We start from the raw sequence: 16,150 nt of genomic DNA, 5'->3' as shown, positions 1-16,150 counted from the left end.
AGTACACGCGATTATGGTAAAAAAGAATTCGAAAAAATCAAAGAATCCACCCGCTACGATTACACGTAATAAGCGCGCGACCTTTGAATTTAAAATTGAAGAAAAAGTAGAAGCAGGACTTGAGCTACAAGGCTGGGAAGTTAAATCCTTGCGTATGGGTAAAGTGACCTTAGCTGATTGCTATGTTTTCATCAAAAACGGTGAAGCATTCATGCATGGTTGTACTGTTCAGCCCCTCAACACAGCGACGACCCATGTAGTATGCGATCCAGTTCGTACTAAAAAGCTACTAATGAAGCGCAGCGAAATTGATAAACTTGAAGGCTTAATTGAGCGTCAAGGTTATACCTTAGTGCCGCTATCTCTATACTGGCGCAAAAGCGCTTGGGTAAAAGTAGAGATTGGTCTAGGTAAAGGTAAAAAAGACCATGACAAGCGTCAAGACACTAAAGAAAGAGAATGGAAAGTCGAACAGTCGCGCGTAATGAAAAAGAGCAGACTGGACGGATAATATACAAACGATTGTATTTTAGTGGAATACGCTAGGTATTTTAGCGTTTACCCGATACAATCAACAAACTTTGGGGGCGATTCTGGATTCGACAGGATTCACGAAACCCTGGGAGCATGTCGAGGGGCGGTTGGCCTCGTAAAAAGCCGCACTGTTATAGTTGCTAACGACTCTAACTACTCTCTAGCAGCTTAGGCTAGCTAGCCATCTTACCCACGTCTCTCAAATGGGCAGGGATTCAAGATGGTCATATTACATTTGATAGCGAGGGAACTCCGTCCGAGGGTGAACCGCGAAATAGTATCGGACTCGCCAATTGCAATCCTGTCTTTCGGAGTGTACTTGGTTAATCAAAAGAGAGACTAAACATGTAGCGCCTTGGATGTAGGCTTTCTGGACGCGGGTTCAAATCCCGCCGCCTCCACCAAATTAAGTAACTAAGACGCCCTAGGGCGTCTTTTTTATTGCCTGAAATTCAATAAATCAATAACTTAGCGTGTTATAATGTGTTATGGGATTCTAGGACTTCTTTGATTTTTGGGTACACTACAGGGTACACTGATTCAAATTAGTTAATTTAGTGTACCCATTATGGCAATTATCACTACTCGCCTAACAGATAAAGAAATCAAAGCCTCCAAACCAGGCGAGAAAGAATATAATCTTTTTGACGGTGAAGGCTTACGTTTAAGAATTAAGCCGAATGGTTCAAAGCACTGGATACAAAATTACTACAGGCCAACTAATGGGAAGCGGGCAAACCTAAGTTTTGGCAAATACCCAGACATATCTCTAGCTAATGCCAGAAAACTCTCATTGGAAGCAAAACAATTAATAGCACAAGGGATTGATCCACAAGAAGCTAGGAAACATCAACAGCAAGAAGCTAAATCTGTCCACCAGCACACTTTCTATAATGTAGCTAAAGAATGGTTTGAAATAAAAAAAGACTCAGTAACGCCAGATCACGCAGTTGATACATGGCGCTCATTAGAGAATCACATTTTCCCATGTCTATCTAACACCCCAGTAAAAGACATCACCGCCCCACTTGTTATTGACATTCTAAGACCTATCGAAGCGAAAGGCAGCCTAGAGACCGTTAAGCGTCTGGCGCTGCGCCTTAACGAGGTAATGAATTTTGCGACTAACTGCGGCTTAATTCATGCGAACCCATTGACAGGTATTAAAGCTGCTTTTAAAACGCCGAAAAAAGAAAATATGGCAGCTCTATCACCAGCCGAGCTACCAGAACTAATGCGGTCAATTGCATACGCCAGTATTAAGCTGACAACACGATGCTTAATCGAATGGCAACTTCATACCATCACTCGCCCTAGTGAAGCAGCAGGAGCTAGGTGGGATGAAATTGATTTTGATAGCAAAGCTTGGACAATACCAGCCGAGCGTATGAAGAAAAGACGAGAGCATTGCATCCCGCTAACTGAACAGATGCTTGAATTACTAGAAATAATAACGCCTATAAGTGGTCATCGAGAATTCATCTTTCCATCAGACCGAGATCCTAAAAAACCATGCAATAGCCAAACGGCAAATATGGCTTTAAAACGTATGGGGTTTGCTGGACGATTAGTAAGTCACGGACTCAGATCACTAGCTAGCACGACACTCAACGAGCAAGGCTTTGAGCCTGACTTGATTGAAGCAGCGTTAGCTCATGTCGATGGAAACCAAGTGCGAAGCGCATACAACCGTACTGATTATTTAGAGCGCCGCCGTCCAATGATGTTCTGGTGGAGTGGCCATATAGAAGAAGCAGCTAGAGGTGGCAACTCTTTCACGGGGACTAAGCAATTGAAAGTAGTTAATGGTAAATGAACCGCCTGAGATGGGCGATTTACATCATGCCGCCCATCACTGCCAGTCGGTTGATTTCAAAGAAAATAATATTGCGTGAATTTAAAATACCCTGCCTTATACCCTAAAGTTGCAGGGCTCGATAATATACGAGGGAAGAGCAGATCAAATGCCACTGTTTTTAGGGGGCTACACCCTTAACCTATTTATGATTATGTATGAAGATCGATTGATGGATTGCCTATAACTAAGAGCTATTACACTGAGTTATTTACAGGCTCTTGAATAAAGCCACGAGCAATGCTAATGGATTTACTTTTGCTAGTGGCTTGCTCGTAACTCACAACTGGACAGAAATCATTTAAAGCTGAAACTCTGAAAGCAACAACTCCCATTAGGTAAAGTATGGCGACCTGATATGTGGTAACGCCTTAAGCGGACAAGAATTGTTGGCTATACTTGTGAGGCACGAAACAAAGCCAACTGTTTTTGTTCCGTTTAAAGGCCTTGTTAGGTTTGCTCTGCCTTTTTATCAAGAGTTTTCAAATAATGCATTTCTTTAAACCAATCTTTTTCACCTGTTGAGACATGACGGTTAGCCCAAATATTTTTTTTAAATTCTTCTTCATTAGATGAATTTTTTATTATTTGCGAAAATTGCAATAAATTATAAAACCTACAATTGAAAAATGCATTTTGACATTTTGAATATTCGCTTAACTCTGGAAGGCTATATTGATGGTTTAGCTCAGATAATGATTTATTAACTGACTTTAGTAATGATTGAACAGCCTTATCATCAGAAATTAATTCTCTTCCAATTAGATTGTTCATTATTTGATGTATAGTTGGTCCATCATGTAACGCCATATAGTCGAACATAGATAAAGATATTTTTTCTATGTTCCTACCATTTAACTTTAATGTATTCCCAGATTCAAATTTAAGAACACCTTCACTTCTCAATATTATTTCATGCCAATTAGCTTGGATCTGAGCATTTGCAAAGCTTTTCACTAGGTCTGCAGATATACTTGCTATATTTCCAGATTGAGCAGCTCTAGTTAAAACTTTCTTTTTAACTTCGATAAAGAAAACAACCTCATCAGTTGCTACAATAAAATCACATTCTCCCATAGCTCGAGGTGTTGAAAGCAATTTTTGCTGTGCCTTACTAATTTTGTACTTTTCACCAGTTAAAAAGGATATTCCGGATGAAGTAAATTTATTTGAAATAAATTCTTCAAGAATATCACCAATTACAGAGTCTTTAACTCCTGCATTTCTATACTCGCTAGAGACAACTTCATAAAATCCAAAACTAAATAAGTTACTGTCTAAAAACAGATAAGACGATTCCGCTAAATTAATTAAAGGCTTAAAATTCTGGTTATTTCTCTGCGAATCGGAAGGGAGGAAGTAATCATTATTTATTCCATCAATATGATGCGACATATTAACTAAAATCTTTTCTATTACAGCTAAAGGTGTTTTATTGTTGAGTTTAGAGAGCACATCTACAGCTGAAAATGTTGTAGGAGTATTATTTTTTGCAAATGAAGATATTACCTCTGCAACCCCCATATATTCATCTAACTTCCATTGTAAGTTAAGGCTCTCATCCTCAACTCTTGAAAAGATAAAACGTGTTATATCAAGGATATCAATACAATTTACTTGAGGTATTGCATAAACCTGATCACCAATAACTAGTTTCTGTATCTTATCGAGTATTGTGTCTGGTCGTTGAAACATAGATTCATATTGCGAAAACTCCTGAACATTTAAAGTCGTAGTATAATTTTTTGCTAGCTCAACCAGTTCAATCAAATCTTTTTTATGCCCTACTTTTCTTTTCTTATGTTGTAAGTGTTTTAAGGATAATTTAAATAAGTACCCCCACGGAATAAGGGCCTCACTTGAAATATTTTGAAAGAAATATCGATTAGATTTTGAATTAAATAGCGGCTTAAGCCCGTTCATGATGGCGTTTATACCGATTGTTCCTAATCGTTAAAATCTCACGTCAAGCGCAGTTGCGATTCGCTTTTGCACCTCATTAGAGATGATAACATTTCCATTAACCAAAGAAGTTTCAAACCCCTTTGTGTTTAAATATTTTATAGAATGTGCGATTGCTTTCTCTTTAAGATATATATCATCAATATTAGCTAAGGGATCATATGTTCGAAGGTTTGCATGAGCTGAAACCAATGTTAATACGTCATCCCATTGTATGCCTATGCTTACATAAGAGTTTAACTCTCGGGTCGCATCACTAATAACTTCAATGTACTTTACATATTCGCCATTTTTAGTATCCAAGAAATATTCAATAAGCAATTGCTTTCTAAGGTTATCAAATTGATTGTTATCTATATCATTACCTTGTAATTTACGCTTTATTTCTTTATAGATATATTTACTAACTTCATTAGAAGAACTACTACTTTGAGTAAATTCATAACCAATGCTCTTTCCAACTTCTAAATAGTTGCTATTAACAGGCAAGTTAATTAATTGGACTTCATCGACTTTCTGTTTAAATAGTTCAGCAATGTTCATTTGGTGAGATACCTGATAATGGATGACAAACCTAACGCCGCACTAAGCGGACTAAAACAGTGGGTTAAAATGTGTAGCGAAGCGAAACGTAACCCACTGTTTTAGTTCCGTTTAAGTGCCTTATTATATTCTGGATTACTATTAACCAACACCTATAGCTAGCTCATCAAATAGCCCACCTACTTGATCAATAAAATGATCATTCGACATTAAGAAGTCTTGTAAATTATCTAGTTTTTCAAAATCCACAAAGTCACATACCTTACCATCTATGGCTAACATTTTCCCGTTACTACACACTACTTCATAACTCAATCCGTATCTCTCAGATAAAGAGACCTCATTTTTTTTATAATTATTGGTGAGATATCTTAATTTGAAATCATCGTTGCTATCAAACAGTTTAAAAATAGTTTCTTTCGGACATATAATTAATTTCTTCTTTGTCCAAAATAATGAACCGTAATACTGTAATGAAGTCCCATTTTCTTTTTCTACTGTAATATTTAATGAGGGAATTCGCTTGGAACTATTGGTCTTATGCACATCATTTATCATCCCTAGAAAGTTTAGAGGGTTGAAAATATTTATCTTAATCACGTCTGATTTATCGGATTGTTGAAATATATGATTAACAATCACCTTCCAGCGTTCATTAAAAGCTAAAAATTGATCAATCTTTTTTCTAACGAAATTAAACTGTTTAGCTCTCTGGGGAGAAGTTTGAGTTACAAAACCATAAGGGTGGTCACCAACAAAACCACAAGCTAAGGATAAAATCTCATCTTCATCAAATAAACCATCATCAAACATAACCCCAAAGCCTACCGGAGTCGAGTAATCCCAGGTAGACAATGTATTGTTAAGTGAGTGCAACGCTAAGCCAGTATATTCACCCGCTGAGTTATTTATGCGAACTTGTTCTAATAAAATTTTTGATCGAATATTAAACTCGGGTAGCTCTCCTGCCCATAAAGAAATAATGTCACCAGCATTAAAGAATTTAGGTGATACTTTCTTTGGCGCTAACTTAGAAATATCTAAATTCATATTGTCGATATCACCAGTAAACAACACCCATGCAAACCCAAATGGGTTGATTATGTTTAGATCATCACCACTATAATCCATTTCAATTAGTACACTATTAACTGAAGGAAGTGACTTTAGTGTCAATTCAAACTCCTTTAATAATTTATCCCTTTCATCTTTTGTATTAAACTCAAAAAAAATAAAGTTATGTAAAGGGCTTAAATTTCCTTGTTTATACTCAGGTCTAACCTCCGTAAAGACTGGCAGCTTTTCTTTTTCATAATCAACAAGATACCCCTTTGATTCATATTGTGAAAATTCGACAAATTCACTAAATGGATCTTCCAGCTCATCCCAAACAGCAGATAAAATAACACAACGAATTTGAGACTCTTCAAGTCTATTTTTACGTTTTAAAAAATTAGCATATTTTAAAAGTTGCTGAATAGCACTACGAGCAGTTTGATTGCTCTTTTTTAGTTCTATAACTGTGAAGCAACCAAAGTCATCCTTTGCGAGAATATCAATAAAAGCTTTTTTCCCATCTGGCATTTTGATGTAGTGCTCTTGAGCAACTAACTTTAGACTTTTATCGAGTAAATATAAATTTTCCGAAATATTTTCTCTAATTATCGACTCTTTAACTTTCATAGAACAAATTTACCCGAAGAATATAACGCCCTATTAACAGGCAATAAAATAGTTGGTTAAAATAAGCGGCGAAGGAGCCAAAAACAACTGTTTTGTCCTTGTTTAACAGCTTGTTAGCTACCCAATACACCTAATATCCAGTCATGGTAATTTGACACCCTAACTTGATAAGCTGTAGTACCATACAAACCACCTTTAAAATCAGATATATCGCCATGCCCTAACTGCCAACTTGATAAACCTACAAGAAAAGGAACACCTTCTTGAAAGATAACAGAAGCACCACCGCTATCTCCTGAACCATGCATACCTTCAAGTGGTAATGCATTTTCTGGTTCGTCAAAGTTAAATGCTAACCAGTTACCTTTCGCACTTTCAACAATATTTTGAAACTGGTTCATCACACGAAGTGATTTAGTGTCTGGATCTTCCCCAGTTAATCCGTTCCCAGTAGCTCCCCTACCATAGACTGTAATTGTTTTGTCTATTTCACTTTTACCAGAATATATATTGATTGGTTCTACACCACTAACAGTTGAAGTTAATTTGATTAACGCTATATCACTTCTAGATTCGAAAAAATTCATTAGTGGCGCTAAATCACCTTTAAGTAAATCTTTATTAGGTTGAGTGTAATCTGGGTGTATATGAACGCTTTCAATTTCATACACTTTTGAACCAATTAATAAATCCTTACCAACATAATCATAAAATATAGTGTGTGCTACAGTTACAACCCATTGTGAATTTATTAATACTCCATGTCCTTCATGGGGCATATCTATTAGATATTCAGGCTTTTTATCAATGACATAATTTTCAGGAGGAACATCATGTCTCTTCACTACAGCATTGCTGAATGTAGAAAAGAAAATAATTGATAAGATAAATAAAACTTTCATATTACGTCCATGTTCATTGATGGGTAGCTAACGCCCACATTAACGGGCAAAAAATAGTTGGTTAAAATTAGCGACGCAGGAGCAAAACCAACTGTTTTTTGTCCTGTTGAATTGCTTGTTATGTGTATTTTGCCACAATGCCTTTATCGTTAATCCGACAGCTCCATTTAGCGTGTTTATTCATGAGCTTATCGTTCAACTCAACAAAACCTTCTGCAAAGAGATACTCCTCTTCGCCATCATCATATTTGTTGTACTCATAAAGATAAACAAAAGTACCTGTGGAAAGCTTAATAATATTACCTTCAGAGTCAGTTCTTTCATCCGTTTTAGATATTAGAACAAGATCAGGCTCCATTCGCTCATTAAAGTCTACTTTGATTCGAGGTTTATCCATACTCTCAATACACATAACGATCATAGTTCATGAGCCGTAGGTCTCATGTAACGGGTTGTTCTTTACTTCGGAGAGAGGAGGTTATCGCTACTCAATCCGTGAGTTCATATTCCATGCCCTTGGGGCTTAATTGAAGCCCCCCTGCGGCGTGAGGGAAGCATCGCTTCTTTACTTGAAGTCAATTGCAGGTCTCTTTAAAAGCTACGCTTTACGAGCCTTAGCAAGTGCCTTCAAGCTACCATAAAATAGGCGTTTCTTCCATCACGTTTGGTTCTATCTACTCCCTCGGCTAGACTAAAATATCACTTCTTTTTACTAAAAAATCGTCTACCGCAGGTCAAGAACAGCTTATTGATTAGCAGCAGGATAACCTCCTGCTTTCTTGTAAGTCTTTTCTTCAAAATATCACTTGTAAGTATTTGTTGTAAATATATTATTTAACAAAAAATACAGGTTAAAAATGACAATTTAGCAGATAAAAAGATGCATAGGTGTTTACGAGGTCTGCATAGCACTTTTACATATATTACAAACTATTGATAATAATGAGTTAATATTTAAAGGTTAGTATTATCGATGCGCCAATCCAACAATTTATGCATCTTTTTCATAGTAATTATCTCAACTTGAACTATAACTGTATATATATACAGTTCACTGTTAAGGCGACGGTTATGGGGCAATTAACACTTTTGGAGGCTATACGGGCAGAGATCAGGGTACGCCATTACAGCTATCAAACAGAAAAATCCTACCTCTATCGGAATCGTTATTTCATTCGACATTGTAATATTCGTCATGGCACTGATATAAGCCCCGCTTTGATTGAACAATTTCTCTGCTTTTTAGCAGTCGAGTGTGAAGTGTCGGCGAGCACCCAGAAACAGGCCCTATGTGCCATTGTATTTGCTTGTCGCCATGTATTAAAAGTTGAGTCCAATGAGTTACAATTTACCTATGCAAAGCCCCTAAACGAATACCGCAGGTATTGTCTAACGATGAAGCAAAACTGATCTACTGCAAATTTGAATGAGCTATTACATTAATACGGTTATTTGTAAACTTAATAACGAATGTGATTATTGAAAAACTACAAACATAACTCCAATTGGTTATTAATTTACCCCCGACTTTGTAAAGAAACCCAAAGCCGTTATTATTATAAATATCAATAGAACAATAAAATATAATCGAATATGGCTCTAATACCTTTCGCATATCACAAAGAAACTGCATTGTTGGTTGATGTTCTCAGTGTGGCGCGAGGAAAAGCTTGTGAATGTATTTGTCCTGCTTGCCAAACACCGTTGATAGCTAGGCATTGCAAAGAAGGCCATGAGAGCCATTTTGCACATGATCCAGCTTTTAAAGATGAACAACAATATAAAGAATGCGAACTATCCTATCCTGTGGCCTTGAGATTGATGCTCAAGCAAATTATCAACACCACTTCATCACTTACTTTGCCTGACTACACACTACGGTACTACAAAACCCAAGAACCAATTATTGTGACTAAAGCACAAACACTTTCAAGACCACAATTTGACGTTGAACTTGAAAAAAAAGGCTTTGATGCTGTAGTAAAAATTGAAGGCCACTCACTCGCTATATTTATTAAGTATGAAGGTAGAACTCATATACCTGAAATACACTGAATTTGAGTGGTATTATTGTACTCGACATATCTAACCTAAGACTTAGTTCAACATCAAAGAACAACAATGGTTATGCATCACAGCTTGTAACGCTAATAACAGAGCAGGCAGCAATTAAAACTTGGTATTGGCATGTTCGGGAAGATGCATTGAAACGAAAAGCCGATGTGTTAGCTACGGAGCGAGAACAACAACTCATTGCCGAGCATAAACAAGCTAATCAATTTAAACCTGCACCAATGAGCGAAATAGAAGCCGATTTTGAAAGAGAGGCAAATAACGGAATGACCTATAATAGTGAAGCACAAACTATTGCAGGGATAAGCGCACAAGAATTGATTGATTACCAAAGCAAGATAAAGAAAACCCGTTGTATTTATCAGGCTGTAGCTGGTAATCAAATAAAAACTAGCTCAATGTACCGTTGTAGTAGATGTCATCTTGATTTCAATTTCAACCAACATAGTGACCAGTGTCCCAGGTGTAGTACGAACTTTTTTAGCTATCCAATTCGTTAATGGCCTCCACATTTAAAATAATGGTTTTATTTTTAACACAATCATTAATATTCACCTTACGACTTATTTATGCAGGGTTTGAGTGCGGCCTAGGTTATAAAGTGTAGCGTTTCATGTGCCTGAGGGGCCATTGTCTAGGTGTAGTTCTAGAACCTTACTAGATATGAATAGGCGCTTCATTACCTTGTAACTGAAACCATTAGCCATATTTTTTGCTTTCTGCATTAGTAAATATAAGGCAAACACAGAAACACAAAGTTAGAATGAGTCATTGTTCTAAATGATAATGAGGCAGTAACAATTTGAGGGAAACAACGAGCAATAGAAATATTCTATTTTAAAATAGGTTTTCGCACTTCTGTTATCAGGGTTCGTTTATACATAAAACAGATTATCTGTGTTTCAAAATATAAGTTAGTTTTCAATATATGCTATATGCTCTGAAATGGATTTTATAATGAAAAGATAGATAGTCTTACTTGTACTGCTTTGTGCTTCTGTTCAAGCAACTGAAATACGTACTCCTAACTGTCCTGTTGGATGCCCTAGCTTTGAAATAGAAGGGAATATCGTAATCTTCGAGCGCTTATATGCTTTATTCCAAAATAAAAAAACGCAATATGCTGACTGGGTTACTTATGAAGTTGATGTTCTTAATTTTGGTGTAACGACTAAGCAAACTTGGAAAAACAATCCTCTTCTGGATGAAAATTAGCGCTTAGAGAAAATGATTACACAAATGCATCTAAAAAACTTGACGTCGACCGTGAACATCAAGCACCACTAGCAAGCTTCGTGGAAGTCGCACCGGCAATTAGGGATTAAAATGCTGCAGGATTTTGTAAAAGAACCGCAAGCATCCTATTAAATTAGTGGGGATCCGTCAGACCCTGAACCCAATTATTTTCTCTGACCCCACTTATTACTGGCTACGGTTTATACTTAGCAAATACACTAAGTAATTTAAGTATAGTTAGCTACCAACTAGCCCTTGTTAGGCAATTGTGACAAACTTAACACCAATTCAAAGTTGAAGTTGAGGTGATATGTGTTTGAATACTCTAGGTGGAGCAGAAGAAAGATAGCTGCTGGACTTCGAATAATAACGATACCTGAATTAGCCAATATACTTATAGCACTGACTGGAGTTTTTTTAGCTTATTTAGGTATGCAATTTGAACAAACTTATACAGCTCGACAAGAAGAGATTAAGCTTATCGAAAGAGCGCAAAGGGTCGAAGAAGTTTTTACAAGAATGCAGTCAAAATTGACCAGTGCGAGGCTAACTAGACAAGAAGTAATGTTTGAAGAAGCCATCATCCCCTTTTTGCTATTAGATTATATTAAAAAATCTAAGGATTCAGTTGGAAGTCCTGCTGATCGCCAAGTCATATATATTACTTTAGAAGAAAAAATTAATACCATTCGACTGGGACACGAAAAATTAAGAGATGACATATCCCTTCTTTCTATACATTACAGTACTTACCTTCCTTTGATGTATCAAATCTTCGGCTCTGCGTCACTTTCTCATATAACAGCCCCCAAAATTGAAGAGCAGAAATACTATGAATACATGAATCAACATTCTGAAAGAATTACAAAATTCCAAAAGGCTCTACATTGTCCAGGTTTTGTAGAACAAGGGATTATACTCAAAGGTATTGAATCAGGATATGAAGGTTGCTTAAAGCTTTTAGAATCTATAGAAAGATCCAATATGGAAGATACCTTCCCTATTTTAGATGCAATAACTATAGTCTTCCCAACAAACCGAAACTTACTTCTTGAATACTCATTAATTAATATTGATTGTAAAAGACAAACTGAAAAGTCCTTTGAAAGTTGTTACAAAGAAAAGATCAGTTCTGAGTAAACTTAAACTAAATAACACTTTTCAATTCTAAAAGAGCCCCGAAACCTATAGGTATCGGGGCTTTCAATTTTCATTCAGCTAGTATTCTGTAGGTATAAATAAAGAAAATTTAACTCTGAGCCACTTATTTAGGCAGATAACTATCAAGACACTGAAAGCTTAACTCAGGAACCACAAACATGTTATTAAATTCATGGGGATCCCTCATACTCTGACCCCATTTATTTTGAACACCGTAAGAGCGGCATATAAACGCGCCGACTACATTGAGCGGCGCAGAGAACTTATGTGTTGGTGGAGTGTTCATATCCACCAGCCTGAACAAGGCTAAAGCAGTCAAGAAAAATGGGCTACACAAATATGGGGCTTCGCATAAGAACGCTAGGCCTTAACAACATTAAAAATGTATTTCACATAGCCTCTACCAATTGACGGTATATATTAACTATGCCAGAAGCACCAAACTTCAAATATAGATCAGCTATATCTCTTGCTGCTCGCTGCCCATCTTTACTAGCTGCATAAATATTATTAAATAATGTTTGTATCGATTCATCAGCAAAAACGGTACTGTAATTGGTCAACATCAACTTCCAAATTTCAGCAACCTCTAGCGGGTATGTACCACTTAACCTCGCCAGCCCTTCTAAGAAGGTGTCAGCGTTATAATCTTTACCTGCATAAGGAGCTATAGTTGACAGCCAAGAAATAGTATCGGCATCGAGCTCATCAATATAAACAATCCACAAGCATAATTTCGATGCTAATAACTGCCCCTCTTTATCCCCTTGAGCAGCCCTAGCAACTAATGTGGGCCAAAGTTTATATACCAACTCATTACTTTCGAGTTTATCGTCATCATGTATGGACCAAAGCTGCCAAATTAGCTTTTTCAGTTCCTTATAATGGCATCTATCAAGTAACAATGACAACGGGTCCCCATCAGCCCCTAACCGCTCTTTATTGTGTATATGGCAATAACCGATAAACTGAATATAACGGTCTTTTATCTCATCATTCAAGTGGGGGCTATCAAGTAGATTCTCAAAAAATTGCTTACGTTTAAATAAACTATAAACTTCATCATGGAACCCATTGACGTAGCTATAACCTTGAAGTGCACATATCCAGCGCTGGCTACACTTTTCGCCAAATATCTGCTCTAAATTGGCAGATAACCAGGTATCAGAAAGATATAAAAAATTGGACAGATACATAGGCGCTAGCGCAGCAAACTCAAACTCATCATTATCAGGCTTATTAAGCTCACACCAGAACACTGCCTCATAACTTTGCCAGGCAGCAGTATGGTCAGCAGTGTTAGCCTTCAGGTTGCGACACTCATACAAAGCTAAATTAATATAAGCCTCTAAGCATCGACCTCTGGGGCTATTGATAGCCACAGAAACTGCATCAGCATCTAGTTCAAATTCTTCACCTGGTTGCCTTTGCAATATTAGCTCTATAACTTTCTTTGCAGCACCTATATTAGCTATGCCCAAAGCGTGATTATCTTTCTTACAGCCCGCCTGAATTAAATAACCTAGCTTGCTCACAACCCAATGCGAATCACCGATAAACACCCCATAAGGTTCATTTACAGGAGTACTCCAAAAACCATCTTGAATCAGTGTCTCATACGCAAAGTTAAGCAGTTTGGGCCAGATAGTAGGCCAATCTAGCTCTTGTTTCGCATTCCAAAATCTATCAAAAGCAGCAAAGATCTCATGCAAGTAATGAGGTTTTAGCAACAATAAATGCTGGCAGTGGTTAAATATCTCCTTACCTTCCGCTTCAATGAGTTCACCAAATGCCTTTACTAGGCCTTCTATCCCCGGCTCATTAAAATGGCCCACATGATCATAATCATTTAAAAAGTTAACCATCTTTTCAGGTTCTTGAAGCATTACTTTCAACTCAACCAAGCTCACAGGAGATTCATGCGTACCAACACTAACGCTAGAATAGCTCGAAAAACTTGGATGTTCAGGCTCTTTTTCAGTAACTCCCACACACTTGTCATATAAGGCTTTCGCTGAGGCGTCATTATCCTTTATCGCTGAATACCATAACGACTGATGGTATGCGGTCGGCCTTTTTTCAACATTACCGTCATCATCGAAAAAAGATTGATCATCGATTATTTGCAATGTGGATTGCTTTAATGGCTCATCAAATTCATTAAAGTGCTTGTTCAATAAAGTCCATAGCTCATAACGGTATTTATCTTTAAAAAATGCAGGAGTAATAATTTTAGCAACGGTATCAGGGTGCAAGAGCCAATATTTTTCATAGGCTACATAAATAGCGGTGCGCTGTATAACCTGATACGGACTGTCCAATGCGTTCTGCAAATTGGCTTCAGTATCTGCACCTCTTTCTCCTTGGTACCACGCTAAAAAAGCATCTCTGTATGCATCAAGCAAAATATCGACAAGATCATCTCTACCTGAATCTTGCTCATGCTTCTCTATGGCATGACGCCAGATAACAGACCACTTATCATTGCCGCTAATATCTAAAATTTGGCAAAGCCTAACCTCGAATAGTTCTACCGCTTGTTGCCCAAGAACGGCCCCGGCTTTACTCGCAACCTTTTCAACCAACTTACCAGCCCAGTACTTATCAATTCGAATCGTCGGCTCTTTCTTATTGGCATCATACTTACTTTGACTTTCAGCGACTAAGAACAATTTATCGAGCAGTAACATGGCAAGTTGATGTGAGTGTTCATCTGGTGCATCTAGCAATAGCTCTAGCCATTCACCTAACTCTTTAGCTATTAAAAATCGATCGAAACGGTCACCCAACCAAAAATCACAAAGCTCTATATCCTCTGGTGATACAAGCGCAACAGGCAACAACTTCAATACCTTCGAGAACTGCCACCAGGTGCGGTGATTACCATCACCATTAACCTTTGCATAAGCTGCCACTTCCCGGATTAATGTCAGGTATGCTTTGGCATGCTCAACATTCTCCTCTAGCAATAACACTTCAGCAGAACGAACCAAATACTCTGTCAATGGCCAAGAGGGCACACTCCAGTAATCGCCCTCTGTATTAACAGGGAGTGGGTTCAATGATGGCTCTAACAACCCTTTTTCTTTTAACGCACCAAACCACTTCAGATTCTTAATCTTACCGAAAAAATGCGGCTGTAATTCGGGCTTTGCGACTACGCGCTCAAGCACCATTTGCTCATCAGATGTTAGTTCAATCGTCATTTAATATCCTATCCATCATCTCAATATCACCTACTAAGGCTGGTGGTCGGACAGTTAACTTACTCGCCCACAATTCGATGACATCCTCTAGCTGCTGATAATCTTTTTCATCTCGAGCATAGCCAATTAAGTGCACACCAAATGACTTTTGATGGTAAACCTTTAACCGCTCATAAAGTGATTGCTGATTTTTGAAAAATGGTTGAAGTAAAAATCGTTGCCTTTCAGTAACGCTTTCCTCGACTCCTGAGCGCCTCAAAATATGTTCGAGAATTTCGGACTCTTCAAGACCATAACCAATGAATACCACCACATAGTCTTTAAATAACTCTGAAAGAAAGTGTTGAACCTTAGGTTCATCATAATGAGCCAGGTAATCACGAGTCGTCACAATCATTGTATCGTGATTATCCATATCACCATGCAGATGAATCACTGTGCCTGGCACCTTCAAATCGGCAGCTTGCAGATTATCAACACCTGACTTACGCTCGACGCTCGCCTTTGTTTCTTTTTCTGAGGCCTCCTCTAGAGGTAGAGGGCTCAACTCATGATCATAATTTGTGGTAACACAGGTAGCCTGGATTGAATTGATGTTGGGATAAATACTGCTTGTCCTGCGAGCTTTTAGATACTGAGTTAACTCTAAGCGATTCCCTTGTCCCTTAGCGATAAAATCAGCAATTGAAAGCTGCTTTTTAGGATCCAATGTCTTTAATTGGTCAAATTCCGCATAATCAATATAGCCTTGCTCAACCAAGCTGTTTAATGCAGCACTTGCAAGCCCTGGCCATGATGGCATGCCAACCATCATCGAGGCGCCAGCCCCAACAAATAGAACTAAGCGCCCATCTTTGGCTGCCTCAAGAATTTCTTCAGGTATAGGTGGGAGAGTTTCAAGATTATCTGTCAATTAGCAGCGACCTTAACATTTGAGTTGATGATGCTACGCACCTGATATCAGATTAAATGTATAACAGTTTTTTTTGACTTAC

The 16,150-nt window shown here is 37.7% G+C and carries 13 protein-coding genes and 1 other RNA gene; 7 read left to right on the top strand and 7 right to left on the bottom strand.

Going from position 1 to position 16,150, the window contains the following annotated elements; all coding sequences use genetic code 11:
- The first annotated feature begins 13 nt into the window (after window positions 1-13).
- The 3 genes from smpB to L2737_RS05140 all read left to right on the top strand — a co-directional run bounded on the left by smpB (window position 14) and on the right by L2737_RS05140 (window position 2,350).
- Window positions 14-511 carry an SsrA-binding protein SmpB gene (gene smpB / locus L2737_RS05150; RefSeq protein ID WP_102526487.1) on the top strand — a complete coding sequence of 166 codons (498 nt, stop codon included), beginning with the start codon at window positions 14-16 and terminating at the stop codon, window positions 509-511.
- A gap of 72 nt (window positions 512-583) precedes the next feature.
- Window positions 584-938, top strand: a transfer-messenger RNA (tmRNA) gene (gene ssrA, locus L2737_RS05145).
- Window positions 939-1,102: 164 nt separating this feature from the next.
- Window positions 1,103-2,350 (top strand): integrase domain-containing protein, encoded by a 1,248-nt coding sequence (locus tag L2737_RS05140; protein WP_248954991.1) that lies wholly within the window; start codon window positions 1,103-1,105, stop codon window positions 2,348-2,350.
- A 489-nt stretch (window positions 2,351-2,839) separates the two neighbouring features.
- Here the strand turns inward: L2737_RS05140 and L2737_RS05135 are convergent, their stop codons facing one another.
- From L2737_RS05135 to L2737_RS05115, 5 genes are all read right to left on the bottom strand, one after another.
- Window positions 2,840-4,312 (bottom strand): hypothetical protein, encoded by a 1,473-nt coding sequence (locus L2737_RS05135; RefSeq protein WP_248954990.1) that lies wholly within the window; start codon window positions 4,310-4,312, stop codon window positions 2,840-2,842.
- Between the two features lie 30 nt (window positions 4,313-4,342).
- Window positions 4,343-4,894 (bottom strand): hypothetical protein, encoded by a 552-nt coding sequence (locus L2737_RS05130; RefSeq protein ID WP_248954989.1) that lies wholly within the window; start codon window positions 4,892-4,894, stop codon window positions 4,343-4,345.
- Window positions 4,895-5,035: 141 nt separating this feature from the next.
- The gene (locus tag L2737_RS05125) at window positions 5,036-6,577 is read right to left on the bottom strand and encodes an endonuclease NucS domain-containing protein (RefSeq protein ID WP_248954988.1); all 1,542 of its coding nucleotides are present in this window, start codon (window positions 6,575-6,577) and stop codon (window positions 5,036-5,038) included.
- 113 nt (window positions 6,578-6,690) lie between these two features.
- A complete protein-coding gene (locus L2737_RS05120) occupies window positions 6,691-7,479 on the bottom strand; it encodes a trypsin-like serine protease (RefSeq protein WP_248954986.1) in 789 nt (262 codons plus the stop codon).
- A 118-nt stretch (window positions 7,480-7,597) separates the two neighbouring features.
- On the bottom strand, window positions 7,598-7,876 hold the full coding sequence (locus tag L2737_RS05115; RefSeq protein ID WP_248954985.1) for a hypothetical protein: 279 nt from the start codon (window positions 7,874-7,876) through the stop codon (window positions 7,598-7,600).
- A gap of 596 nt (window positions 7,877-8,472) precedes the next feature.
- On the opposite strand from L2737_RS05115, the gene L2737_RS05110 reads away from it, so the two are divergent.
- From L2737_RS05110 to L2737_RS05095, 4 genes are all read left to right on the top strand, one after another.
- Entirely contained in the window at window positions 8,473-8,889 is a 417-nt protein-coding gene (locus L2737_RS05110; protein WP_346349188.1) for a site-specific integrase, read from the top strand.
- A 222-nt stretch (window positions 8,890-9,111) separates the two neighbouring features.
- On the top strand, window positions 9,112-9,534 hold the full coding sequence (locus L2737_RS05105) for a hypothetical protein (protein WP_248954983.1): 423 nt from the start codon (window positions 9,112-9,114) through the stop codon (window positions 9,532-9,534).
- Window positions 9,535-9,536: 2 nt separating this feature from the next.
- Window positions 9,537-10,052, top strand: coding sequence for a hypothetical protein (locus L2737_RS05100; protein ID WP_248954982.1), 516 nt, complete (start codon window positions 9,537-9,539; stop codon window positions 10,050-10,052).
- Window positions 10,053-11,100: 1,048 nt separating this feature from the next.
- Window positions 11,101-11,928, top strand: coding sequence for a hypothetical protein (locus L2737_RS05095; protein WP_248954981.1), 828 nt, complete (start codon window positions 11,101-11,103; stop codon window positions 11,926-11,928).
- A 410-nt stretch (window positions 11,929-12,338) separates the two neighbouring features.
- Here L2737_RS05095 and L2737_RS05090 read toward each other — a convergent pair whose 3' ends face one another.
- Together L2737_RS05090 and L2737_RS05085 are read right to left on the bottom strand one after the other, a co-directional pair.
- Window positions 12,339-15,155: a hypothetical protein gene (locus L2737_RS05090; protein WP_248954980.1), complete on the bottom strand. Its 2,817-nt coding sequence runs from the start codon at window positions 15,153-15,155 to the stop codon at window positions 12,339-12,341.
- Complete coding sequence (locus tag L2737_RS05085; RefSeq protein WP_248954979.1) at window positions 15,145-16,068, bottom strand: SIR2 family protein; 924 nt, start codon at window positions 16,066-16,068, stop codon at window positions 15,145-15,147. The genes L2737_RS05090 and L2737_RS05085 overlap by 11 nt, the downstream gene beginning before the upstream one ends.
- Window positions 16,069-16,150 lie beyond the last annotated feature (82 nt).

Source organism: Shewanella electrodiphila (genome assembly GCF_023283985.1).
GTDB classification, from domain to species: Bacteria; Pseudomonadota; Gammaproteobacteria; order Enterobacterales; family Shewanellaceae; genus Shewanella; species Shewanella electrodiphila.
Note: the sequence above shows the minus strand (reverse complement) of the source record. Positions and strands in the feature narration are given on the sequence as shown.

Excerpts from the sequence above, each read along its gene's own strand:
- smpB (WP_102526487.1), top strand. The coding sequence starts at position 14 with ATGGTAAAAAAGAATTCGAAAAAATCAAAGAATCCACCCGCTACGATT.
- L2737_RS05140 (WP_248954991.1), top strand. The coding sequence starts at position 1,103 with ATGGCAATTATCACTACTCGCCTAACAGATAAAGAAATCAAAGCCTCC.
- L2737_RS05135 (WP_248954990.1), bottom strand. The coding sequence starts at position 4,312 with ATGAACGGGCTTAAGCCGCTATTTAATTCAAAATCTAATCGATATTTC.
- L2737_RS05130 (WP_248954989.1), bottom strand. The coding sequence starts at position 4,894 with ATGAACATTGCTGAACTATTTAAACAGAAAGTCGATGAAGTCCAATTA.
- L2737_RS05125 (WP_248954988.1), bottom strand. The coding sequence starts at position 6,577 with ATGAAAGTTAAAGAGTCGATAATTAGAGAAAATATTTCGGAAAATTTA.
- L2737_RS05120 (WP_248954986.1), bottom strand. The coding sequence starts at position 7,479 with ATGAAAGTTTTATTTATCTTATCAATTATTTTCTTTTCTACATTCAGC.
- L2737_RS05115 (WP_248954985.1), bottom strand. The coding sequence starts at position 7,876 with ATGGATAAACCTCGAATCAAAGTAGACTTTAATGAGCGAATGGAGCCT.
- L2737_RS05110 (WP_346349188.1), top strand. The coding sequence starts at position 8,473 with ATGCATCTTTTTCATAGTAATTATCTCAACTTGAACTATAACTGTATA.
- L2737_RS05090 (WP_248954980.1), bottom strand. The coding sequence starts at position 15,155 with ATGACGATTGAACTAACATCTGATGAGCAAATGGTGCTTGAGCGCGTA.